Source organism: Nonomuraea sp. NPDC004702 (assembly GCF_053601695.1).
The window spans coordinates 44,968-67,758 of sequence record NZ_JBSGCE010000018.1 but is presented as its reverse complement, the minus strand read 5'-3'; the positions used below and the strand labels follow the sequence as shown (position 1 = coordinate 67,758).

The window sequence follows — 22,791 nt, the reverse complement described above, 5'->3', positions numbered from 1 at the left end:
CCCAGGAAGGGTGCACAATACGCCTTTCCGGGACGGAAGGGGCTGGCGTGGTTTCTCCGGAGATCTGGGAACGGCTCGACCACCGGGCGGGCATGCTCACCCGCCGGCAGGCGTGGCGCTGGCGCGCGGTCGCCGCCGCCGGCGTGGCGACGGTGCTCCTCGTCCTGGCCGGCTGGTCCAGCGGTGCCCTGTTCCCGCGCGTCGAGGAGTTGGGGCTGGGACACTCCTCCGTCAGGATGTACCAGGACGAGCTCGGCCGGCCGACCGGTCTCCAGGGCACGGTGAGCCGGTACTTCCACAACCAGGGCCACTTCCCCGTGACGGTCACCGGGGTGGGCGTGGAGGGAGCGGGGCTGACGGTGACGTCGGCGCGGGGCGAGGACGGCCGCGCCCTGCCCCTGACGATCCCCGCCGGGCAGGGCGTGTCGCTGAGCCTCGGCCTGGTCGTCACGGACTGCGATGCCGCCACCTCCTCGGGTCCCCATGTGGTGCTGGAGGTCGATCGCTGGTGGGGGAGCGTCGCCGTGCGACCGGAGACCATCGGTGACTCGTTCCATGCGGCGGACCTCAGCTGCCGGTGACCGGCTCATGTTGATCAACCGTAGCGACCGGCAGAGTTGGGACGCCAGGTTGGAAGGAGGATTTCCTGATTGCAGCCTGATGTCCGCGGCGTGCGAGGAGGTCGTCGAAGACCCGATCCGTGATCTGCGACCAACCAGTCAAGACCGCTGTTACAGGGTCCGAATGGACGCTGTGTACGGGCTTTGTGCAAAAACCGGTGAGTCACGAACGGTTAACGGATCCCTGGGAAGTTGCTGAGCGTCGTAAAGTTTGCGTGGTTGGGGTTCAGTGAACGTGGGGAAAGACGAATGCCGCAGATCGCGCCGCTGGTGGCCGGCGATCCAGCGCTGCTGGGATCGTTCCGGCTGTCCGGACGGATCGGCGAGGGCGGCCAGGGGATCGTCTACCTGGGCGTCAACGAGCAGGGCGAGCGGGCCGCGATCAAGCTGCTGCACGTGAAGTTCAGCGGTGACACGATCGCCAGGTCGCGCTTCGCCAGGGAGCTGAAGGCGGCGCAGCGGGTGGCCTCCTTCTGCACCGCGCGGGTGATGGAGGCCGACCTCGACGGCGACACGCCGTACATCGCCAGCGAGTACATCGACGGGCGGGCGCTGCGCGACATCGTCGAGACCGACGGCCCGCTCAGCGGCACGGTGCTCGACCGGCTGGCCATCGGCACGGCCACCGCGCTCACCGCCATCCACCACGCCTCGATCGTCCACCGGGACTTCAAGCCCGACAACGTGCTCATCGCCGCCGACGGGCCGCGCGTGGTCGACTTCGGCATCGCCCGCATCATCGACTCGACCGGCACGATCACCAGCCGCGCGATCGGCACGCCCGCCTACATGGCGCCCGAGCAGATCGCCGGCGACGACATCGGGCCCTTCACGGACGTGTTCGCCTGGGGCGCGACCATGGCCTTCGCGGCCACCGGGAAGGCGGCCTTCGAGGGCAAGTCGATCGCCGTGGTGCTCAACCGCATCCTGAACCACGAGGTCGACGTGGAGATGATGCACGAGCCGCTGCGGGGCGTGGTGCGTTCGGCGCTGGCCAAGTCGCCCGACGAGCGTCCCTCGGCCGACCAGCTCCTGCTGCGCCTGCTCGGGCAGACCGGCACGGCGGCCGGGGCCTCGACGGCGGTGCTCACCAGGGGCGTGCAGGTGGCCGGCGACGACACGACGCCGTTCACGCGGGTGTCGGCCACGTCCATCACCGACCGGCCCGCCACGCAGGCCACCGGCCACCCCGCCGGCCCCCCGTCCGGCACGGCCGCCGGCACCGCCCCCGCCCACCCGGCCACGACCGGCACCGGCTCCGCGCACCCGACCGGCGCCAGGTCCGCACACCCGACCGGCACCGGCACCCCGCACACGACCGGCACCCCGCACACGACCGGCACCGGGACCGGTGTCTCCGGGCGTGTGGAGACCGTGCAGTCCGGCCAGGGCCAAGTCCAGGGCCAGGGCCAGGGCCAGGGCCCGGCGGCGAGGCCCCTTGACGAGCCGGTGCCGTCCGGCGGCCGGCGGCGGCTCAAGGTGTGGCTCGCGCTGGCCGCCGCGCTCGTCATGCTGGCGGTCGTGGCCGTCGCGGCGATGGCGAACGGCTGGTCGCCGCTGGCGTTCAAGGGCGAGGTCGTGACCCCCGTGCCGACGGGGAAGAAGAACTCGCGGCCCCCCACGTTCGCCTCGGTGGTGGACAAGGTCGCCCAGACCGGAAAGATCATCGTCGGCGTCAAGGGCGACCTGCCGGGCGTCGGCCTGCAGAACGGCGACGACTTCAGCGGGTTCGACGTCGAGGTGGCCAAGCTCGTGGCCGCCGCGCTCGGGGCCGAGGAGACGGTGTTCACCCGGGTCGGACGGAACGACCGGGCGGCCGCGCTGGCCGAGGGCAGGGTCGACCTGGTCGTCGCCACGTACTCGGTGGACAAGAGCGAGACCAGGTTCGCCGGGCCGTACTACGTGGCCCACCGCGACGTGCTGGTCCGCGCCGGCACCGGCATCGACTCGCTGGACGACCTCAAGGGCAAGAAGATCTGCGCGCTCGACACCCCGACGGTCGGCGAGGTGCAGGACCGGGTGAAGGTCGAGCCCGTGACCGCCGGCGACTACGCGGCCTGCATGGACCTGCTCAGGAACGGCAAGGTCGACGCGGTGCCCGGCGAGGACCTGATCCTGGCCGGGTTCGCCAGCCGGGAGAACATGCGCTACAAGATCATCGGCGCCAAGCTCGACAACGAGCGGTACGCGGTCGGCATCCGCGACGGCGACGCCAAGACCTGCACCGCGGTCAAGGGCGTCATCGCCGACCTCTACCGCACGGGCGCCATCAAGAAGCTCCTGAGCAGCCACTTCGACAAGGTCGACTTCCGGCCCGAGCTGAAGGTGCCCGCGATGGAGCCCTGCGGATGACGAGCGGTAACATCCGAAAGTCCAACGAATTCATCCAGCGAGTTAGGGGAAGGCCATGGCCACGCCCGTCAAGGTAACCGTCACCGGGGCCGCCGGTCAGATCGGCTACGCACTGCTGTTCCGCATCGCGTCGGGACAGCTGCTCGGCGCTGACGTCCCGGTCAAGCTGAGCCTGCTGGAGATCCCGCAGGCGGTGAAGGCGGCCGAGGGCACCGCCATGGAGCTCGACGACTGCGCGTTCCCGCTGCTGTCCGGCATCGAGATCACCGACGACGCCAACGTGGCCTTCGCCGGCGCCAACGTCGCCCTGCTGGTCGGCGCCATGCCGCGCAAGGCCGGCATGGAGCGCGGCGACCTGCTCGGCGCCAACGGCGGCATCTTCGGCCCCCAGGGCAAGGCGATCAACGAGCACGCCGCCGACGACATCCGCGTCCTGGTCGTGGGCAACCCGGCCAACACCAACGCGCTCATCGCCCAGCAGCACGCGCCCGACGTCCCGGCCGAGCGGTTCACCGCGATGACCCGCCTCGACCACAACCGCGCGCTGTCCCAGCTCGCCGCCAAGCTCCAGGTCCCGGTCACCGAGATCAAGAAGATGACCATCTGGGGCAACCACTCCGCCACCCAGTACCCCGACCTGTTCCACGCCGAGGTCGGCGGCAAGATCGCGGCCGAGCAGGTCGAGGGCGAGTGGCTGCGCGAGACGTTCATCCCGACGGTCGCCAAGCGCGGCGCCGCCATCATCGAGGCCCGTGGCGCCTCCTCGGCCGCCTCGGCCGCCAACGCCGCGATCGACCACGTATACGACTGGGTCAACGGCACCGAGTGGACCTCGGCCGCCGTCGTCTCCGACGGCTCGTACGGCGTGCCCGAGGGGCTCATCTCGTCCTTCCCGGTGCGTTCGGTCAACGGCCGGTACGAGATCATCCAGGGCCTGGAGATCGACTCCTTCTCCCGCGAGCGCATCGACGCCAGCGTGCGCGAGCTGACCGAGGAGCGCGACGCCGTCCGCGAGCTCGGCCTCATCTGAACCCGGCGCGACACCTCGGACGCGCGTCCCCGGCTCAGCGGGGGCGCGCGTCCGCCGTCGTGAGGGGGAGCGCGGCCCCGCGGGTGCGCTCGGCCCAGCGCGTCACCGGCGGCACGGCCAGCCCGGCGGCCAGGAAGACCCCGCCGAACAGCAGCCAGCCCGGCAGCCCCCAGCCCACGATGACCGTGGTCATGACGGCGGGCACGACGATGTTGGACACCTGCTGGCCCATGCCGTACAGGCCCTGGTACTGGCCGATGGCGTGCGGCGGCGCCAGCTCGTACGACAACCCCCACGAGCCGGCGGCCTGCAGCAGCTCCCCGAAGACGTGCAGCAGCGCGCCGCCGAACAGGGCCACCACCGCCACCCAGGCCGGCTGTCCGGCGGCCAGGGCCAGCAGCACGCAGGCCAGCAGCAGGAACACGCCCGAGCGGCGCTGGGCGCGGGCCGCGCCGGCCGCGTCGTCGGTGCCGCGGCTGAGCCGCACCTGCAGGACCGTGACGGTGACGGTGTTGATCATGGCGACGGCCGCCACCGTCCACGTGGGCGCCGAGGTCCGGCCGGCCACCCAGAGCGGGATCGCGATGGTGAGCAGCCCGTTCTGCATGAACAGCACCGCGTTGAGCAGCGCCAGCACCGCGTACGGCCGGTCGCGCAGCACGATCCAGACCGGCTCGCCCGCCTTGCGCGGAACGGGCGCGACGGCCGGCACCCGGAACCCCAGCAGCGCGCTCCCGAGATAACAGAGCGCGCACCCGAAGATCATCCCCAGGTACACGGGACGGCTGTCGAAGTGCAGCGCCGCACCCGCCCCGAGCCCGCCGACCGACCAGCCGACGTTGGTCACGGCCCGCAGGTACGCGCGCACCCGCACCCGGTCGGCCGCCGGCACCGCGCCCCCCACCAGCGCCGCCCGCGCGGTGCCCTCACCGGCCTCGGCGAACGTCACCAGAGTGGCCACCACGACGAACCCGGCGAACCCCGACACCAGCGCGTACACCGGCACCAGCAACCCGCCCGCGGCGGAGAAGGCGATCTGCACCCCGCGCGGCCCGACCAGGTCGGACAGCCGCCCGGCGGGCAGCCCGGCGGCGAGCCCGACGGCCGCGGCGATCGTCATCCCCAGCCCGATCTCGCCGTCCGACAGGCCGACCGACAGTTTGAAGAACAGCACGCTCACCGTGACGAACAGGCCGCGGCCGAGGGCACGCAGGAGTGTGGCGTACGTGAGCGCGCGCACGGGCCCGCTCTCGGGGAGGAGTGACACGGCGGAACAGGCTACTTGTGTGGGGAAACGTCCTTCTCATCCGCCCCCGGACAGGAAGGGACGAGCTGGGCGGCCGGCGCGGGCTGGGAGGTCGCGTAGATCACCCCGGCCGCCGCGGCGAGGCTGCCCAGCAGGATGAGGGCACCAAAGAGCAGCTTCGTGACCCTTGGTGAAAAGCTCCTCACATTTCGGTATCACAGCATATAAACGCCGCCCGGATCAGGCGTTCCCGGAAAGTGCCGTCCACGCGTCGGAGACGATGTCGCGCAGCGCCGCCCGTTCCGCCTTCCATCCCAGGTCGCGCTGGATCCGCGCGGACGAGGCCACCAGGACGGCCGGGTCGCCGGGCCGCCGGTCGCCGACGACGGCCGGGATCTCGTGGCCGGTGACCTCGCGGCAGACCGAGATCACCTCCTGCACGCTGAACCCGGTGCCGCTGCCCAGGTTGTAGATCTTGTGCTCGCCCTCGGCGACCGCCTCCAGCGCCAGCAGATGCGCCCGCGCCAGGTCGCCGACGTGGACGTAGTCGCGCACGCAGGTGCCGTCGGCGGTGGGGTAGTCGGTGCCGAAGACGCTCACCGAGTCGCGCTCGCCGGTGGCCACCTTGAGCACGTTCGGGATGAGGTGGGTCTCGACCGTGTGGCGCTCGCGGAAGCGGCCGTAGGCGCCGGCCACGTTGAAGTAGCGCAGGCTCACCGCGCCGAGCCCGCGGATGCCCGCGTAGGCGCTCAGGGCGGTGTCCACGGCCAGCTTCGAGGCGCCGTAGGGATTGGTCGGGCGCGTCGGGTCGTCCTCCTCGATGGGGGAGCGCTCGGGCTCGCCGTACGTGGCCGCCGTGGAGGAGAAGACGATCCGGCGCACGCCCTTGTCGCGCATCGCGTCGAGCAAAGCCAGCGTGCCGCCGAGGTTGCCGGCCCAGTAGAGGCCGGGCTTCTCCACCGACTCGCCCACCAGGGACTTGGCCGCGAAGTGCAGCACGGCGTCCATGCCGTCGAGCGCGTCGTGGGCGTTCGTGATCGACTCGCGCACGAACCGGGCGCCCTCGGGCACCGCGTCCTCGTGGCCCGTGGACAGGTCGTCGAGCACGGTCACCTCGTGCCCCGCCTCGACGAGCTGCGCGGCGACGACGCTGCCGACGTACCCGGCGCCTCCGGTGACCAACAGCCTCATGTGTACTCCTGTTTACATATGTTTAATTTTGTACGGCTTGCCGTTCAGCATACGCGGGAAACCCGCCGAGTACGCTGCCAACCACCATGTTTGACACCCTCGCGGCGAACATCGCCCTGGTCCTGCTCTTCATCCTGGTCGGCGGGTTCTTCGCGGGCGCGGAGATCGCGATGGTCTCCCTGCGCGAGAGCCAGGTCCGCAAGCTCGCCGAGCGCGGCCGGAGGGGCGAGCGGGTGGCCAAGCTGGCCCGCGACCCCAACCGTTTCCTGTCGGCGGTGCAGATCGGGGTGACCGTCGCCACCATGCTCTCGGCCGCCTTCGGCGCCGACCGGCTCGGGATGGAGCTCGTCCCGGTGCTGGAACGCTGGGGGGTGCCGCGGGGGGTCGCGCCCGTGCTCGGGCTCGTGCTGGTGACGCTGGCCATCTCGTACGTCTCGCTGGTGCTCGGCGAGCTGGCCCCCAAGCGGCTGGCCCTGCAGCGCACCGAGGGGCTGTCGCTGTTCGTCGCGCCCTTCCTCGACCGGATCGCCGCCCTGTCGCGCCCGATCATCTGGATGTTGTCGAAGTCGACCGACCTGGTCGTCCGGCTGCTCGGCGGCAACCCGGAGGCCGACCGGGAGGAGGTCACCACCGAGGAGCTGCGCGACATGGTCGTCGGGCACGCCGAGCTCACCGCCGACGAGCGCAAGCTCATCGCCGAGGTGTTCGCCGCCGGCAAGCGCCAGCTCCGCGAGGTCATGCTGCCCCGCACCGAGGTCGAGTTCATGGACGCCGAGACGCCGCTGGCCGAGGCCGCGAACCTGGCCGCCGCGCTCCCGCACTCCCGCTTCCCCGTCTACCGCGACTCATACGACGAGGTCATCGGTTTCGTGCACGTGCGCGACCTGCTCGACCCCCAGCTGATCGGGCGTACCGAGCCCATCAGCGCGGTCGTGCCGATCCGGCCCGCCAAGTTCGTGCCCGCCTCCAAGCGCCTGCTGAGCACCCTGAACGAGATGCGCGACGAGGGCCAGCACCTGGCCATCGTGGTCGACGAGTACGGCGGCACCGCCGGCATCGTCACCATGGAGGACCTGGTCGAGGAGCTGATCGGCGACATCAGGGACGAGTACGACGTCGAGGAGGACGTCGTCGTCCTGCCCGCCGGCGAGATCGAGATCGACGGCCTGACCAACCTCAACGACTTCGCCACCGAGACCGGCGTACGGCTGCCCGACGGCCCGTACGAGACGCTGGGCGGGTTCGTGATGGCCATGCTGGGGCACGTGCCGGCCGCCGGCGAGCAGGTGGAGATCCAGGGCTTCGAGCTGACCGTCACCGAGCTGGACGGTCGCCGGATCGCGCGGGTGCGGGTGAAACGCCGGGCCGCCGCCGAGTCGCCGCCCGACCAGGATTCCTGACACAATTGCCTGCTATGGCCAGACCTCGTGTTCTCTCCGGCATCCAGCCCACCGCGGACTCCTTCCACCTGGGCAACTACCTGGGTGCGGTCCGTCAGTGGGTCACCATGCAGGAGACCCACGACGCCTTCTACTGCGTGGTCGATCTGCACGCGATCACCGTGCCGACCGAGCCCGCCGCCCTGCGCCGGCGCAGCCGGGTGGCCGCCGCGCAGCTCTTCGCCGCCGGCCTCGACGCCGAGCGCTCGACCGTCTTCGTGCAGTCGCACGTGCGCGAGCACACCGAGCTCGCCTGGATCCTGATCTGCCTCACCGGCATGGGCGAGGCTGCCCGGATGACGCAGTTCAAGGACAAGTCGGCCAAGTTCGGCGAGAGCGCGGCCAGCGTCGGGCTGTTCACCTACCCGATCCTGCAGGCCGCCGACATCCTGCTCTACCAGGCCAACGCCGTCCCGGTGGGGGCCGACCAGAAGCAGCACCTGGAGCTCACCCGCGACCTGGGCCAGCGCTTCAACCACCGCTTCGGCGACACCTTCACGCTGCCCGACCCGTACATCCTCAAGGAGGTCGAGAAGATCACCGACCTCCAGGACCCGACGGCGAAGATGTCGAAGTCGTCCTCCAGCCCGGCGGGCATCCTCGACGTGCTGGAGCAGCCGGGGCCGCTGCGCAAGAAGGTCATGCGCGCGGTGACCGACACGGGCTCGGAGGTGCTGTTCGACGAGGAGAACAAGCCGGGCATCTCCAACCTGCTGCGCATCCAGTCGGCGCTGACCGGCACGCCCATCCCCGACCTGGTCGCCCGCTACGCGGGCCAGGGCTACGGCACGTTCAAGAAGGACGTCGCCGAGGCGGTCGTGGAGACGTTCACGCCGATCCGCGAGCGCACGGAGAAGCTGCTGGCCGACGAGGTCGAGCTCGACCGCCTGCTGGCCGTCGGCGCCGAGCGCGCCGCCGCCGTGGCCCGGCGGACGATGGCCGAGGTTCGCGACCGGGTGGGCTTCCTGCCCAAGGTGTGACGCGGGAAGGGCGGCGGGCCTGCCGCCCTTCCTCCGGTCGTCACAGGCGTGCGCGTTGGTCGAGGGGGCGTACGCGCAGGCGTGCGCGGAGCGCGGCCAGGCTGCGGCCGGTCAGCCGCACACCGCCCGACACGGCGGTCCAGCCCGACCGTCCCCGGCTGAACGCCCAGCCGGGGAACTCGCGCATGGCCTCCTCCAGCAGGCGTTCCATGACGACGTCAGCACTCGGCGTTGTGGTCATGGACGCACAGTGCCACGCCGGGCCCGCTGCGTGACGAACCGCGGCGACAGATCTCCTCGTTCGGCCGGAGCGAACTCAGAGTTCGGTGGACGGCCTCACACGTCGATGTTGTGGCGCTCGGCGAGGAAGCGCACCTCCGGCGCCCACGACGGACGCGCGCGGCGCACCAGCGAGCGCACCATCTCCCGCAGCAGCAGCTTGTGGTCGAGCTCCTCGGGACTCTCGCGCTCGATCCGCAGCAGGTAGACCAGGCTCGCGGCGTCGTCGCCCAGGTCTTCGCAGGCGCGGGCGACCTGGCACAGATGCGTGGTGCGCCGCTCGATGGACGGGGTCCTGCGGATGTCGATGTCGTCGGCCAGCCGCAGCACGGCCTCGGGGCGGCCGGTGTCGTGCTCGATGCTGGCCATGTGGATGGCGACGTTGGTGGGGCCGAAGAAGGCCAGGTCGTAGGCGTCGGAGTGGTCGTCGGCGCGGTCGGCGAGCCGGGCGGCGGCGCCGCGCACGGTCTCCCTGGCCTGCTCGTCGTCGCCGCCCCTGGCCGCGCTGATGGCGGCCAGCAGGTGCAGCGCGCCGAGCGCCTTGATGTGCCGTACGTCGCCGTCGGCCACGTGGGGTTCGAGGATCTCGATGCCGCGCCGGGCCACGTCGTGGGCGATCTGGTGCATGTCGTCGGAGAGCATCGACTGGCCGAGGTTCCAGTGGGCCCAGGCGAGCATCAGCGGGTCGGCCGACTCCTCGGCGTAACGCATGGCCCGGTCGGCGGCCAGGTGCGCGAGGTCCACCCGTTGCAGGTGCTTGAGCACCCCTCTGGCCAGCATGTACGCGTCCGTCGCGGTCCGGTAGGCCGCGGGGGTGCGCTCGGCCGCCAGGCTCTCGGCGTCGGAGACCAGCGAGGGCAGCGCGGCCATCAGGATCGAGTACCGGCGGGCCGAGGTGAACCAGGCGTTGCGCGCCGCCGCCACGCGTTCGGTCAGCTGCTCGGCGTCGGGCGGTTCGAGGTCGGGCTCGCCGGCGCGGCAGGCGAACAGGGCGCGCTCGATGTCGCGGATCTGCGGCCTGCTGGGCTCGTGGGAGTCGCGGGGGGTCTCGCCCAGGAGCACGGCGGTCCGTACGCCGAGGACCTTGGCGATCTCGCGGAGAAGGGGCAGCGAGGGGGTGCGTTTTCCGTGTTCGATCAGTTCGATGTGCCGGGTGGTGCAGCCGGACTGGGTCGCCAGCGCGGTCGTGCTCATGCCCCTTCGTTCGCGCTGGAGTCGCACCATCTGCCCGGTGCTGATGTCGGTCATGGGGGTGACGCCTCCTGGCTCGGTCCCAACACAGCACAGGCTAGGGTCACCGGAGCGGCCCTGCCATGCGTTCCCCCTGGTCAGGAGGTATGTCGGCAAGCTCCCACGCCTCGGCTTTTACCAGTCTTTGCCCGCTATTGGGCTGATCGGGAGTGGTGGTCGCGCAGCCGTCCGAGCAGCCCGACGAGCTGGTCGCGCTCGGGGCCGGTCAGGGGCGCCAGCAGCTCGTCCTGGACGTCGTCCACCAGCCCGTCGAGCCGGGTGAGCCGGTCGCGGCCGCGCTCGGTCATGGAGATGACGTTGCGCCGGCGGTCGGCGGGGTCGGGTGCGCGCTCGACGAGGCCGCGCTCGGCCAGCTCGTTGAGCAGCGCGACCATGTCGCTGCGGTAGATGCCGGTGAGCCGGCTCAGCTCGGCCTGGCTGGCCGGGCCGGACTCGCGCAGCGCGACGAGCACCGCGTAGTGCCACTTGCGCGCGTCCGCGCCCGCGAGCCGGTCGCTGACCAGCCGGTCGGCCTGCATCGCGACGTGGGCCAGCAGCCGGCTCGGCAGGCCGCGCAGGCGGTCGGGGACGGCCCCGTCGGCGGCGTCGGACATGTCGTGGCTCATGCCGGTGATCCTATCCCGTTGCGTTAGTCGCACTAACGATGTAACTTCGTTAGTATCATAAACGTTAGTGCGACGAACGAAAGAGGCGTGTCATGCCTGTTGCCGAGGTGCTGGACTCGACCATGTACTACGAGGACCGGGGGGAGGGCGTGCCGATCGTCTTCCTGCACGGCAACCCCAACTCCTCCCACCTGTGGCGCAACGTGCTGCCCGGGGTGGGCTCCGGCCGGTTGCTCGCGCCCGACCTGATCGGCATGGGCCGCTCGGGGCGGCCCGACCTCGCCTACCGCTTCACCGACCACGCCCGCTACCTCGACGCCTGGTTCGACGAGCTCGGCCTGGAGGAGGTCGTGCTGGTCGGCCACGACTGGGGCGGCGCGCTGGCCTTCGACTGGGCGGCGCGGCATCCGGGCCGGGTGCGCGGGGTGGCCTTCTTCGAGACCATCGTGCGGCCGATGAGCTGGAGCGAACTGGGCGAGGGGCCGCGCGCCCGCAGTGAGCTGATCAGGAGCGAGGCGGGGGAGCGCCTGGTGCTCGACGACGACTTCCTGGTGCGGACGGCGTACACGGGCGGGGTGCTGAACCCGCTGGGCGAGGAGGAGCTGCGGCCGTACCTGGAGGCGTACGCGACCAGGGAGAGCCGCCGGCCGCTGCTGCAGTGGGCGCGCTCGATCCCGCTCGACGGCGACCCGGCCGACGTGGCCGAGGCCGTCGAGCGCTACGACAAGTGGCTGGCCGACAGCGACGAGGTGCCCAAGCTGCTGCTCACCTTCGACTCCTCGCCGACCCTGCTGATCCAGGGCGAGGTGCTCGACTGGTGCGCCCGCACCATCTCGGCCCTGGAGATCGAGCACCTGGGCCCGGCGGGTCACCACGCCCCGGAGGACCAGCCGGAGGCCATCGCGGCGGCGATCGGCTCCTGGGCCGACCGCCACGCCCTGCGCGCGAGTTAGCGGGCGCGTCCGGCGGCCTGGCGGACGGATCCGCGCGCGGAACGGCGGAACGGCGGGCTAGCGGAAGCGGCGGCGGCCGACGAGGGCGAGCACCTCGCGCAGGGCGTCGGCGGCGGCTCTGACGTCCTGCTCCGGCACTCCGGCCAGCACCTCCTCGTGCGCCCGCGAGGAGGCGTCGAGGGCCGCCAGGGCCACCCGGCGCCCTTCGGCCGTGAGCTGCACCCACCGGCTGCGCGCGTCGCCCGCGTTGGCCTCCCGCTCGACGTAACCTGCGGCCGTCAGGCGCTGGAGCACGTTGCTGATGCCTCCCGAGGTGAGCAGCAGCGCCTTGGACAGCTCGCTCGGCTTCATCCGGTGCGGCGCGGGTGTGCGGGCGAGCGCGGCCAGCACGTCGAACTCGGCGTAGGTCAGCCCCAGCTCGGCCAGCTCCGCCTTGATCGCCTGCTCGAAGACCAGGTGCAGCCGGGACAGGCGCTTGCTCAGCTCCAGACCGGCGATCAGCGACGACGACAGCCCGGACTCCACCCAGCGCGGCACCATCGCGTCGATCTCATCCGGTTTCACGCCAACGAGGATACCCACCGCCAGATTGCTTTCTTGAAAGCTTAATGAGAAGCTTTTCGCTATGACAAAGACTCTGCTGATCAAGAACGGCACCGTGATCGACACCGAGCCCGAGCCCGTGGTGCTCGGCCAGGTCGATGTGCGCGTCGAGGACGGCGTGCTCGCCGAGGTGGGCCCCGGCCTGCCCGACGTCCCGGGCGCCGAGGTGATCGACGCGACCGGGCGGATCGTGCTGCCCGGGTTCGTCGACACCCACCGGCACACCTGGCAGGCCGGCATCAGGGCGGTCGCCCCCGACGTCGCCTTCGACGGCTACCTGAGCCGCGTGCTCGGCGAGCTGGCCCCAGCCCACCGCCCGGCCGACGTCTACGCGGGCAACCTCGCCGGCGCGCTGGAATGCCTCGACACCGGCATCACCACGCTGCTCGACTGGTCCCACATCCAGCTCTCGCCCGCCCACACCGAGGCCACCGTGCGGGCGCTGCGCGAGTCGGGGATCAGGGCCGTGCTCGGCTGGTGCCACGGGGGCGAGCCGGGCGGGCTCGTCCGCGAGGGGCTGCGGGTGCACGAGGAGCACTTCGGCGCGGGCGGCGGCCTGGTCACCATGGTCGTCGCCGCGCTCGGGCCGGAGATCGTGGATGAGGAGCACGCGCTGGCGGAATGGCGGCTGGCCCGCGAGCTCGACCTGCCGGTCACCGTGCACATGGGCGTGGGCGGCCCGGACAGCGCCGCCCGCGGCCTGGCGTTCCTGGAGGCGAACGGCCTGCTCGGGCCGCGGACCACGTACGTGCACGCCAACAGCTACACCGACGACGACCTCAAGCGCGTCGCGGCCAGTGGCGGCAACGTGTCGGTCTCGCCGGTGGACGAGATGACGCTCGGCCTCGGCTACCCGGTCAGCGGGCGGGCCAGGGCGGCGGGCGCCCCGACCGGCCTCGGCATCGACACGGTGAGCTGCGCGCCGGGCGACATGTTCAGCCTGATGCGGGCGGCGTACCTGCTGGAGCGCGGCCGGCCGGACGGCGGCGGCATGGGCTTCACCACCCGCGACGTGCTGCGCATGGCCACCGTCGAGGGGGCCGAGGTGGTGGGCCTGGGCGACGTCGTCGGCTCCCTGCGGCCGGGCAAGCAGGCCGACCTGCAACTGCTGCGCACGGACACCCTCGGCATGGCGGCGGCGCACGACCCGATCGGCGCCGTCGTGCTCAACGCCGACCCCAGTGTGGTGGAAACCGTGCTGGTCGGCGGGCGTGTCGTCAAGCGAGATGGGCAGATGCTCCACCAGGATCTGGCGGCGGTCCTCGCGTCACTGACAGAATCGGCCGACGCCGTGACGAGGTGATCGTTCGCCTCCGGCGGGCGGGGGTGAGGGCGTGATGGCGAGTCTGACCGAGCGGATCGCGTCGCTGCGCGCCTGGGGCCGGACGACGCTCGACCACTGGCGGGTCCGCAGGCTGTGGATCGACCACCTGGTCAGAGCCGTGCGCCGCTACCAGCTCCAGGGAGGCGACCGGCTGGCCGGCTCGGTCACCTACTTCTCGTTCCTGTCCTTCTTCCCGCTGCTCGCGCTCGGGTACGCGGTGCTCGGCTACACCCTCGACGCCAGCAGCGCGACCAGGGAGGCGCTGGAGACCGCCATCAACGAACGGCTCCCCGGCATGGCGACCGACCTCAACCTGGAGCAGATCGCCGGCGCCAGGACGACGGCGGGCATCATCGGCCTCCTCGGCCTCCTGTACGCCGGGCTCGGCGCGATGGACGCGCTGCGCGCGGCGCTGCGCGAGATGTCGATGACCACCGTGCCGCCCCCGAACTACTTCCTGGGCAAACTGCGCGACCTGATCTCGGTCATCCTGCTCGGGGCGACGCTGGTCGTGTCCACGCTGGTGTCCGGGGCCGCGACCACGGTCACGGACAAGGTGCTCGACCACGTCTTCGGCGACAACTCGCCGCTCAGCACCGAGGCGTTCCGGATCTTCGTGGTGGTGGCGAGCGTCGTGGCCGACTGGGTGCTGTTCGTGATCCTGCTCGGCTGGGTCGCCAAGCCGGCCGAGCCGTTCAAGGTCATCGTCAGGGGCGCGCTGCTCGGCGCGATCGGGTTCGGGCTGCTCAAGCAGGTGGCGAGCCTGCTGCTCAGCACCACGCTCAGCAACCCCGTCTACGGCGCGTTCGCCGCCATCGTGGGGTTGCTGGTGTGGATGAACTTCTCGGCCAGGCTCGTGCTGCTGGCCGCCGCGTGGACGTCCACCACGGGGTTGTGCCCGCCGCCGTCCCCGTCGCCGATCCCGTCGATCGGCGACCCGCTGGAGGTGCCGGCGGCCGATCCGCGCCAGGCGGCCGGTCCCGAGTGCAGGGGCACGACCCCGCACCCGACCTCGGAGCCCTGACCCGGCCCTGACGCGCCCCCTGGCGTCAGAGGCGGGACCTGTTGCGCTTGCGGCGGATGCCGAAGCCGAGCCAGACCAGCCCGAACAGCAGGCCGCCGCCGATGACGGCCGAGCCGACCGTCCGGGTGGAGTCGGTCTGCTTGGAGGCCGCCGCGTCCAGCAGCGGCGGCTGGGCGGCCGGCGTCACCCGCGACATGGGCGCCGACGCCTGCGGCGCGGCCCGCACCTGCTCGGGCACCGGCTCGACGAGCCGCCCGACGGGGGTCGCCTTCCCCCTGACCGTGAAGCCCCAGTCGAGCAGCTTGGCCACCTCGTCCCAGAAGTAGCCCTCGTGCCGCATGATCGTGACGAGAATCGTGTGGCCGCCGCGGGTGGCCGCGCCGACGAAGCTGCCCTGCGCCTTGGACGTCCAGCCGTTCTTGACGCCGATCATGCCCTGGTAGCGCCAGAGCAGCTTGTTGTGGTTGCTGATCTCGTAGTAGTCCTTGGGCGCCGGAAACTTGGCAACCTTTGTACTGATATATCGCCTGAAATCGGGGTTTGCGAGGCCGGCGCGGGCGATGAGCGCCAAGTCGTACGCCGAGCTGCTCTGCCCGGGCTTGTCCAGGCCGCTCGGGGTCTTGGCCACCGTGTCGTACGCCTGCAGCCGCCTGGCCTCGGCGTTCATGTCGCGCATGGTCTGGGCCACGCCGCCGTTCGTCTCGGCCAGGGCCATGGCCGCGTCGTTGCCGGAGGACATCATCAGCGCCCGGAACAGGTCGTCGACCTTGTACGTCATCTTGGGCGTCAGCCCGACCGCCGTGCCCTCCTGGTTGCAGGCGTTCTGGCTGGGCCGGACCCTGCGGTTCTTGTCGAGCTTCGGCAGCAGCGTCAGCGCCGTGAGCGTCTTGAGCGTGCTCGCCGGCAGGTAGCGGCCGTGCGCGTCCTTCGCGGCGAGCACCTGACCCGTCTCCACGTCCGCGATGACGTAGGAAGTAGCCTTGCTCTCGGGGGGCGCCTTGACACCCTTGGGTTGCACCAGCCCACGGCTTCCCAGCGCGTCACCGCCGACGGGTGTCGCCGGGGCGGCGGATGCGGTCCCGCTCGTGAGCGTGACCGCGGCGAGAAGTGCCGTAACCGGCACAAATTTCGTCCACATGGCGGTCTCAGCGTAGCTCCGTGTGAATGCCCATGTGGCGACACATTCCCCGGATGATCCGCCTTCGATACTGGAGAGATGACCATGTCACCAAAGATCGCCGGTTTCCTCGTCATCCTCGGCGTGTTCATGATCGTCGAGTGGATCAACCTCGGGTTTAACTTGGCCGACGGGCATCCCACCGGCTTCTACGTCGTGCACGGGATCCTGATCGGGGTCAACGTGATCCTCGGTGCGGTGCTGGCCGTGATCGGGTGGCGCGGACTGCGGGAGGCGGGGATCAGGCGTCGCAGAGAAGGCGGCGGGTGAGCGCGTGCAGCTCGTCGGCCTCCTCGCGGGAGTCGCCGATGGAGGTGAAGCCCAGCTTGCCGTACTCGGGGATGGCGCCGAGCAGGTGGAAGACGTTGCCCGTGCGCCGGTCGGCGTCGAAGCCGATCCCGAGCCGCCGGGCGGTGCGCATGACCTCGCCCGGCGTGCGGCCGCGCAGGCAGGAGGAGGAGCAGTTGTCGGTCGCGGTGTAGTACTTCGGCTGGTCCCCGGCCATCAGGAGGCCGGTGGCCGGGTCGTACCTGGCCCCGGTCGTCAGCACCACCGCGCCGTACGGGTGCGTCGTGCCGCCGATCCGCAGGTTGATCTCGCACAGCAGCGCGGCGTACCCGGCGTCGGCCTTGAGGGCGAAGAAGTCCATGCCGAACAGGCCGACCACGCCCCGCTCGGCCAGGATGCCGGCGATGCGCGCGGCCGACTCGCCCACCTCGTGCCGGTACTCGGGGGCGGCGGGGAACGTGCAGCCCTGGTAGACGTCGTTGTTGGGGCCGCCGAGCACCTGGTCGTGCGTGGCCAGCACGGCCGCGTGCCCACCCGGCGTGATTCGGGCCAGGGCGCTCGGGTAGTAGAGCGGGCGATGTTCGATGAACTCCTCCACCACCGCGCCGCGTTCCCTGATCTTCGTCGTGAAGCTCGTCCAGGTCTCCCCGGCCGCCGAAAATCGGGTCAGCGAGCGGTCGGCCTTGTCGACGATGGCGTTGCCGAGGCCCGAGTAGCCGTCGTTGAGCTTGACGATCACCCGTTCGCCGGGGAGCGAGTCGATGGCCTCGTCGATCGCGATGATGCTGTGCACGTCGCCGAAACCGCGCGCCATGGGCACGCCGGCCTCGTGCCCGACCTCGCGGGCGCCGCTCTTGGAGCCGTAGTAGGCCAGCGCGGTGGCGGGGCCGTAGATGGGGACGTTGAGTGACGCGGCCAGCTCCTCCTCGGTCTCGCTGAGGACGAACGGCACCAGCCAGGTGTCGGCGTCGATCGCCGACCGTAACCGGTCGAGGACGTCGGGTCGGCGCAGCAGCGTCCGGGTGAGGGGTTGCGACCAGGGCTCGTCGAGACTGATGAGCTCCAGGCGCTTGGCGGCGTCGTCCGGGTCGGGGAGGAAGCCGAGGTAGTAGTCGATGATGTCGGGATCGATCGGCGCGGAGGAGAGGTAGATCACCTTGACCCCGGGTTCCCGGAGCGTCAGGAGGAGGAAGAGCAGGCGCTCCTCGTACGACCGGGCTGCCGTGATGCGGCGCAGCTCGTCCTGCGGCAGGGAGAGCGAGGGTACGACCACCAGGGTCCCCTCGCTCGGCTCGAAGATGCTCAACCCGGCATACTTCTCCCCGAACGGGATATTAGTGATCATATAGCGAGTGAAACACGCATTCTTCACAAATGCAGCAAGCGCCAAAGTGTCATGACCATGACAGAAGGTGACAGGATTCGAAATCGGTGAGCACGTTTGGAAGTGGCGACATCGGGTCACCATCTAATGATCCCTTGTGACTATTTTCCGGATCAGGTAGGCATGTGCGGAACGTGACCACCTGCGGTTACGGGCATGCCGTCGGCCAACTTTTGGTGTATCTGTCGGCGCGAAGGCGCACGGGAGCGATAAAGTCAGAAGCATCGCCACCGGGCTCGCGGCTTACCGCCGTGCACCCGGGCTGCTGCGACCGATGAACGCGAAGCCCGTGCTGACGATCTCGCACCGAAACCTACGGGTGTGGCTTTTGATTCGCCGAACGGCCGCCTCAACCAGGTGGCTGCCGCAGGATGGACTTTTTCGAGAGCGTTATGAGCCGACGTCCGTGCGTGGGACGCGCGGCCTCGACGGGATGGATGGTGACATATGCGGGGACGTGAGCTGCGGGGAGAGCTGGACGCGTTCCTGGCGGAGATCGAGCAGGAGCTGGTGGCGTTCCGTCGCGACCTTCACATGCATCCTGAGCTCGCCTTCGCCGAATACCGCACGACCCAGCGCATCGCCGACCGGCTGACCGCCGCGGGGCTGACGCCCTCGGTGCTGCCGCGCGGCACCGGTCTGATCTGCGACGTGGGCAGCGGCGACGGGCCGACCATCGCGCTGCGGGCCGACATCGACGCGCTGCCGCTCCAGGACGAGAAGGACGTGCCCTACCGCTCCACCGTCCCCGGCGCGTGCCACGCCTGCGGGCACGACGTGCACACCACCGTCCTGCTCGGCACCTCGCTCTTCCTGGCCCAGCAGGCCGCCGCCGGGCTGCTGCCCGGCCGGGTCCGGCTGATCTTCCAGCCCGCCGAGGAGCTGCCCGGCGGCGCCCTTGAGGTCATGGCCCACGGCGGCATCAGCGGCGTCGACCGCATCTTCGGCCTCCACTGCGACCCGCGCGTCGACGTCGGCCAGCTCGGCCTCCGGAGCGGCCCGATCACCTCGGCCTGCGACAAGATCGTGGTCAGGGTCTCCGGCCCCGGCGGCCACACCGCCCGTCCCCACCTGACGGCCGACCTGGTCTTCGCCCTGGCCAAGATCCTCACCGAGCTGCCCGCCGCGCTCTCCCGCCGGATCGACCCGCGCTCCTCGCTCAGCCTCGTCTGGGGCCGGGTCGAGGCGGGCTCGGCGGCCAACGCCATCCCCGACGACGGCATCGCCGAGGGCACGATCCGCTGCCTCGACGAGAACGCCTGGCACGCCGCCCCCGACCTGATCAAGGCCCTGCTGGAGTCCGTCGCCGGCGCGTACGGCGTCGAGGCCGTCATGGACTACACGCGCGGCGTGCCGCCGGTCGTCAACGACGAGGTCAGCGTCGAGATGCTGGCCGAGGCGGCCGAGCGGGCCCTCGGCGCGGGCGCGGTGGTGCCCACCCAGCAGTCGCTCGGCGGCGAGGACTTCGCCTGGTACCTGGAGTCGATCCCCGGCGCCTTCGCCCGGCTCGGCACGCGCTCGCCCGACGGCGTCACGTACGACATCCATCAGGGCACCTTCGACGTCGACGAGAAGGCGATCGCGATGGGCGTGCGGGTGATGGCCGCCACCGCGCTGACCGCGCTGTGGGACGTCGGCCCGATCGACTCCATCAGCAACGCCATGGCCTGAGCGCCGCTCCGACGGCCCGCCGCGTCGCGCGGCGGGCCGTCGGCATGTCAGCCGAGCCTGCCGAACACCACCGGCAGCCGCAGGGACGAGTGCCCCGGCGACACGGTGACCCGGGTGCCCGCCGGATAGCGCAGGGTGTAGTCGCGGTCGGTCGAGATGATCACCAGGCCCAGCCGGTGGCCCTTCTTGAACAGGTAGTCCTTGGGCTGGAAGTCCCAGGTGAAGGTGTACTCCTTGCCGGGGCGCAGCGGCTGCGTGCGGTCGGCGCGGTGGCGGTTGCGCACGTCGAGCCACCCTCTGGAGACGATCTTGTACGCCGTCGTCGCCGTGCCGAGCCGCCTGAGCGTCGTGCAGCCCGTGTCACCCGGGACGCCCTCGCCGTAGCAGTAGGTCTGGCCGGTCGACAGCAGGGTGCCGTCCGGGCGCACGTCGGTGCCGTAGTCCACCAGCAACGCCGTCAGGTACGGCGAGGCGCCGTCCTTGAACGAGGCCCGCACCGAGACCGTCGGCGTGCCGGAGATGCGCACGTCGGCGGGCAGCTCGCCGGTCCGGTACGCCAGCCGGTTCGGGTCCGGCCCGGCCGCCTCCACCAGTTGCTCGGCCGTCCGCGCGCTCTGGTCCACGAAGGACTCCGAGGGCGACAGCGGCCGGGGCAGCAGGCCGAGCCGTTCGCCGGCGGCCGGGTGCAGCGCGACCGTGGTGGCCCCGGGCAGCGGCCAGGAGGCGTGCTGCTGCCACTCGCCGACGCCGATCTCGACGTCGGCCTGCGGCTCGCGCATGATGCCCGAGTCGATGCCCTGCAGCCAGTAGTCGAACCAGCCGTGCAACTGGCGCAGCCACTCGGCGGTGCGCAGGTTGAAGGGGTTCATGTGGGTGCCCTGGTGCAGCCAGATCTTGCGCGGCACGTGCCGCTCGGCCAGGGCGTACCACCATTGGGCGAACTGCTTGGTCTTGACGTTCCAGTCGTTGAGCCCGTGCACGAGGAAGACGCTGGCCTTCACCTTGTCCACGTCGTTGAGGTAGTTGCGGGCGTCCCAGAGCGGGCCGTAGTCGCCGGTGATCCGGTCCTGGCTCGCGGTCAGCGCGTCCATCTTGGCGCCGCAGACCTCGAAGCCCCGGTCCCTGGTGAGCACGAACTTGGCCAGGACGTCCAGGTCCTCGCCCTGGTAGCCGCCGGGGGCCAGGACGCCGCCGTTGGCCCGGTAGTAGTCGTACCAGCTGGAGATGGCGGCGATCGGCACGATCGTCTTCAGTCCCTCGACGCCGGTCGAGGCGACGGCGTTGGGCAGGGTGCCGTTGTAGGAGACGCCGATCATGCCGACCTTGCCGGTGGACCAGGTGGCGCTGACCTCGTTGCCGCCGGCGTCGAAGCCGCGGGCGCGGCCGTTCAGCCAGTCGATGGCGGCCTTCGGGCCGGCCGTCTCGTTCCGGTCGCCGGTGGACGGGCACCCGGTGGCGCGGGCGCTGCCGACGTTCTCGACCAGGGCGATGGCGTAGCCGCGGGGCACGAAGTAGTTGTCGTAGTAGCCGTCGAAGGGCTCGCCGGCGAGCTTGTTCGACAGGGACTTCAGGGTGGGCAGCGGGTTGCCGTTCGCGTCGACGTCCACCGGGTGGTTGGGCACGTCGTTGCCGGGGGCGTAGTAGGGGCTGGCCTCCATGATCACCGGGACCTTGAGGCCCTGGTCGGTCTCCTTGGGGCGCAGGATGTCCATGGCGACGCGGTCGGGCTGCCCGTCGTCGTCGCTGTCGGTCCCGGCCACCTCGACGAAGACCGTCTGCTTGACGGCGTCGGCGCGGGAGAAGACGGGCTGGGTGGCGTTGTTCTCGATCTTGAGGGTGGGGGTGGCGGCCGTCGCCGGGGCGGGCCCGCCCAAGGTCACGGCGAGGATCGCGACCAGCGGTACGGCCAGTGTCTTCCAAGGCTGCATACGGGGCTCCGATACGAAATTTCCACCGTTGATCGGAATCTCTGCCATGATCGACCGCTCGGCAAGGGCCCCTTCCATACCAAACTTGGGCAAAATCTTCCGGGGGCCGTCCCAAGTGCCTGAACCCAGATTCAGGTCACGGACGCGCTTGATGTCGATAACGGAGAGGTTGCGACCCTGTGTGCCGGTTTGGTCTGCCCTGGTCAAGCAACTATCTTCCGTGCAGGTGCCGTACGTTTCTTCGCGCCTGCGATGAAGTTCGACGGCGAGGAAATGGAAGGGAGTCGCCTTGCTCGGCAAGCGATTCAGCAGGATTGCCGTCGGCTCGGTAGCCGGCGTCATGCTCATGGCAGTCGCGGCCTGTGGCGGCGAGGGCGGAGGCACCTCGGCGAGCACGCAGCCGAGCTCCGGCGCCAGCAGCGAGGCCCCCAAGGGCGGCCTGAAGGTCGGCCTGGCGTTCGACGTCGGCGGCCGTGGCGACAAGTCGTTCAACGACGCCGCCTACGCCGGCCTGGAGAAGGCCAAGACGGAGCTGAACGCCGACATCAAGGAGCTCAGCCCGGCCGCTGACGGCTCCAACCGCGGCGACCTGCTGCGCCAGCTCGCGGACGCGGGCTACAACCCCATCATCGGTGTCGGCTTCGCCTACGGCGACGACATCAAGAAGACCGCCGCCGAGTACCCCGACGTGCAGTTCGCCGTCGTCGACTCGGCCTCCAACGGCCCGAACGTGACCGGCCTGCTGTTCGCCGAGGAGCAGGGCTCCTACCTGGCGGGCGTCGCCGCGGCGACCAAGTCGGAGGCCGGCCACGTCGGCTTCGTGGGCGGCGTCGAGAACGACCTGATCAAGAAGTTCCAGGCGGGCTTCGTGATGGGCGCCAAGTCCGTCAAGTCGGACATCAAGATCGACATCAAGTACCTCACCCCCGACGGTGACTTCTCCGGCTTCAAGGCCCCCGACAAGGGCAAGGTCGCGGCCGAGAAGATGTACCAGGACGGCGCGGACATCGTCTACCACGCCGCCGGCGACTCCGGCCTCGGCGTGTTCCAGGCGGCGGCCGCGGCCAAGAAGAAGGCCATCGGCGTCGACTCCGACCAGCGCCAGACGGTCAAGGAGACCGACCTCCAGTCGGTCATCATGACCTCGATGCTCAAGCGCGTGGACGTCGGCGTCTTCGAGTTCGTCAAGGCCTTCCAGGGCGGCGCCAAGGGCGGCAGCAACACCGTCTACGACCTCAAGGTCGACGGTGTGGGCCTGTCCACCACCGGTGGCGAGATCGACGACATCAAGGACAAGCTCGACGCTGCCAAGAAGGACATCGTCGACGGCAAAATCACGGTTCCGTCCAAGCCGTAATCTGGGTAGGAACGGACGACCGAGGGCCCGGAGTCCCCACTTCGGGCCTTCTGGCTATCCGCCCCGTCCGCCCCCCATGCTCTAGGAGA

Annotated in this window: 20 protein-coding genes; 11 read left to right on the top strand and 9 right to left on the bottom strand. The window is 70.7% G+C overall.

Annotation, left to right across the window (positions count from 1 at the left end; genetic code table 11):
* The first annotated feature begins 47 nt into the window (after positions 1-47).
* The 3 genes from ACWEJ6_RS23170 to ACWEJ6_RS23160 all read left to right on the top strand — a co-directional run bounded on the left by ACWEJ6_RS23170 (position 48) and on the right by ACWEJ6_RS23160 (position 4,002).
* Positions 48-581: a hypothetical protein gene (locus ACWEJ6_RS23170; protein ID WP_452426066.1), complete on the top strand. Its 534-nt coding sequence runs from the start codon at positions 48-50 to the stop codon at positions 579-581.
* Positions 582-869: 288 nt separating this feature from the next.
* A complete protein-coding gene (locus ACWEJ6_RS23165; protein WP_452426064.1) occupies positions 870-2,972 on the top strand; it encodes a serine/threonine-protein kinase in 2,103 nt (700 codons plus the stop codon).
* 55 nt (positions 2,973-3,027) lie between these two features.
* A complete protein-coding gene (locus ACWEJ6_RS23160; RefSeq protein ID WP_452426062.1) occupies positions 3,028-4,002 on the top strand; it encodes a malate dehydrogenase in 975 nt (324 codons plus the stop codon).
* Between the two features lie 34 nt (positions 4,003-4,036).
* Here the strand turns inward: ACWEJ6_RS23160 and ACWEJ6_RS23155 are convergent, their stop codons facing one another.
* Together ACWEJ6_RS23155 and galE are read right to left on the bottom strand one after the other, a co-directional pair.
* Complete coding sequence (locus ACWEJ6_RS23155; protein WP_452426060.1) at positions 4,037-5,269, bottom strand: MFS transporter; 1,233 nt, start codon at positions 5,267-5,269, stop codon at positions 4,037-4,039.
* Positions 5,270-5,488: 219 nt separating this feature from the next.
* Positions 5,489-6,439, bottom strand: a complete 951-nt coding sequence (gene galE / locus ACWEJ6_RS23150) for a UDP-glucose 4-epimerase GalE (RefSeq protein ID WP_387669103.1) — start codon at positions 6,437-6,439, stop codon at positions 5,489-5,491.
* A gap of 86 nt (positions 6,440-6,525) precedes the next feature.
* Here galE and ACWEJ6_RS23145 point away from each other — a divergent pair, with 86 nt between their 5' ends.
* Together ACWEJ6_RS23145 and trpS are read left to right on the top strand one after the other, a co-directional pair.
* The gene (locus ACWEJ6_RS23145; protein ID WP_452426057.1) at positions 6,526-7,839 is read left to right on the top strand and encodes a hemolysin family protein; all 1,314 of its coding nucleotides are present in this window, start codon (positions 6,526-6,528) and stop codon (positions 7,837-7,839) included.
* 14 nt (positions 7,840-7,853) lie between these two features.
* Complete coding sequence (gene trpS, locus ACWEJ6_RS23140) at positions 7,854-8,858, top strand: tryptophan--tRNA ligase (protein ID WP_364338250.1); 1,005 nt, start codon at positions 7,854-7,856, stop codon at positions 8,856-8,858.
* Between the two features lie 40 nt (positions 8,859-8,898).
* On the opposite strand, the gene ACWEJ6_RS23135 is transcribed toward trpS, so the two are convergent.
* The 3 genes from ACWEJ6_RS23135 to ACWEJ6_RS23125 form a co-directional block, all read right to left on the bottom strand.
* The gene (locus tag ACWEJ6_RS23135) at positions 8,899-9,099 is read right to left on the bottom strand and encodes a hypothetical protein (RefSeq protein WP_358282364.1); all 201 of its coding nucleotides are present in this window, start codon (positions 9,097-9,099) and stop codon (positions 8,899-8,901) included.
* A gap of 95 nt (positions 9,100-9,194) precedes the next feature.
* Entirely contained in the window at positions 9,195-10,385 is a 1,191-nt protein-coding gene (locus tag ACWEJ6_RS23130) for a helix-turn-helix domain-containing protein (RefSeq protein ID WP_387669099.1), read from the bottom strand.
* 134 nt (positions 10,386-10,519) lie between these two features.
* Positions 10,520-10,993, bottom strand: a complete 474-nt coding sequence (locus ACWEJ6_RS23125) for a MarR family winged helix-turn-helix transcriptional regulator (protein ID WP_452426054.1) — start codon at positions 10,991-10,993, stop codon at positions 10,520-10,522.
* A 92-nt stretch (positions 10,994-11,085) separates the two neighbouring features.
* On the opposite strand from ACWEJ6_RS23125, the gene ACWEJ6_RS23120 reads away from it, so the two are divergent.
* Positions 11,086-11,946, top strand: a complete 861-nt coding sequence (locus tag ACWEJ6_RS23120; RefSeq protein ID WP_387669096.1) for a haloalkane dehalogenase — start codon at positions 11,086-11,088, stop codon at positions 11,944-11,946.
* A 57-nt stretch (positions 11,947-12,003) separates the two neighbouring features.
* On the opposite strand, the gene ACWEJ6_RS23115 is transcribed toward ACWEJ6_RS23120, so the two are convergent.
* A complete protein-coding gene (locus ACWEJ6_RS23115; protein WP_452426051.1) occupies positions 12,004-12,510 on the bottom strand; it encodes a MarR family winged helix-turn-helix transcriptional regulator in 507 nt (168 codons plus the stop codon).
* Positions 12,511-12,571: 61 nt separating this feature from the next.
* Here ACWEJ6_RS23115 and ACWEJ6_RS23110 point away from each other — a divergent pair, with 61 nt between their 5' ends.
* Positions 12,572-13,852 carry an amidohydrolase family protein gene (locus ACWEJ6_RS23110; protein ID WP_452426049.1) on the top strand — a complete coding sequence of 427 codons (1,281 nt, stop codon included), beginning with the start codon at positions 12,572-12,574 and terminating at the stop codon, positions 13,850-13,852.
* A 34-nt stretch (positions 13,853-13,886) separates the two neighbouring features.
* Positions 13,887-14,897, top strand: coding sequence for a YihY/virulence factor BrkB family protein (locus ACWEJ6_RS23105; protein WP_452426047.1), 1,011 nt, complete (start codon positions 13,887-13,889; stop codon positions 14,895-14,897).
* Positions 14,898-14,922: 25 nt separating this feature from the next.
* Here the strand turns inward: ACWEJ6_RS23105 and ACWEJ6_RS23100 are convergent, their stop codons facing one another.
* Positions 14,923-15,915: a D-alanyl-D-alanine carboxypeptidase family protein gene (locus tag ACWEJ6_RS23100; RefSeq protein WP_452426045.1), complete on the bottom strand. Its 993-nt coding sequence runs from the start codon at positions 15,913-15,915 to the stop codon at positions 14,923-14,925.
* A 198-nt stretch (positions 15,916-16,113) separates the two neighbouring features.
* Between ACWEJ6_RS23100 and ACWEJ6_RS23095 the strand changes: the two genes are divergently transcribed.
* On the top strand, positions 16,114-16,344 hold the full coding sequence (locus tag ACWEJ6_RS23095) for an SCO4848 family membrane protein (protein WP_352326812.1): 231 nt from the start codon (positions 16,114-16,116) through the stop codon (positions 16,342-16,344).
* Here ACWEJ6_RS23095 and ACWEJ6_RS23090 read toward each other — a convergent pair.
* On the bottom strand, positions 16,316-17,707 hold the full coding sequence (locus ACWEJ6_RS23090; RefSeq protein WP_452426043.1) for a peptide ligase PGM1-related protein: 1,392 nt from the start codon (positions 17,705-17,707) through the stop codon (positions 16,316-16,318). The genes ACWEJ6_RS23095 and ACWEJ6_RS23090 overlap by 29 nt on opposite strands.
* Before the next feature lie 486 nt (positions 17,708-18,193).
* Between ACWEJ6_RS23090 and ACWEJ6_RS23085 the strand changes: the two genes are divergently transcribed.
* A complete protein-coding gene (locus ACWEJ6_RS23085; protein ID WP_364389280.1) occupies positions 18,194-19,417 on the top strand; it encodes a M20 family metallopeptidase in 1,224 nt (407 codons plus the stop codon).
* Between the two features lie 47 nt (positions 19,418-19,464).
* On the opposite strand, the gene ACWEJ6_RS23080 is transcribed toward ACWEJ6_RS23085, so the two are convergent.
* Complete coding sequence (locus tag ACWEJ6_RS23080) at positions 19,465-21,345, bottom strand: Xaa-Pro dipeptidyl-peptidase (protein WP_452426041.1); 1,881 nt, start codon at positions 21,343-21,345, stop codon at positions 19,465-19,467.
* Between the two features lie 289 nt (positions 21,346-21,634).
* On the opposite strand from ACWEJ6_RS23080, the gene ACWEJ6_RS23075 reads away from it, so the two are divergent.
* Entirely contained in the window at positions 21,635-22,702 is a 1,068-nt protein-coding gene (locus tag ACWEJ6_RS23075) for a BMP family lipoprotein (RefSeq protein WP_357702386.1), read from the top strand.
* The last annotated feature ends 89 nt before the right edge of the window (positions 22,703-22,791 follow it).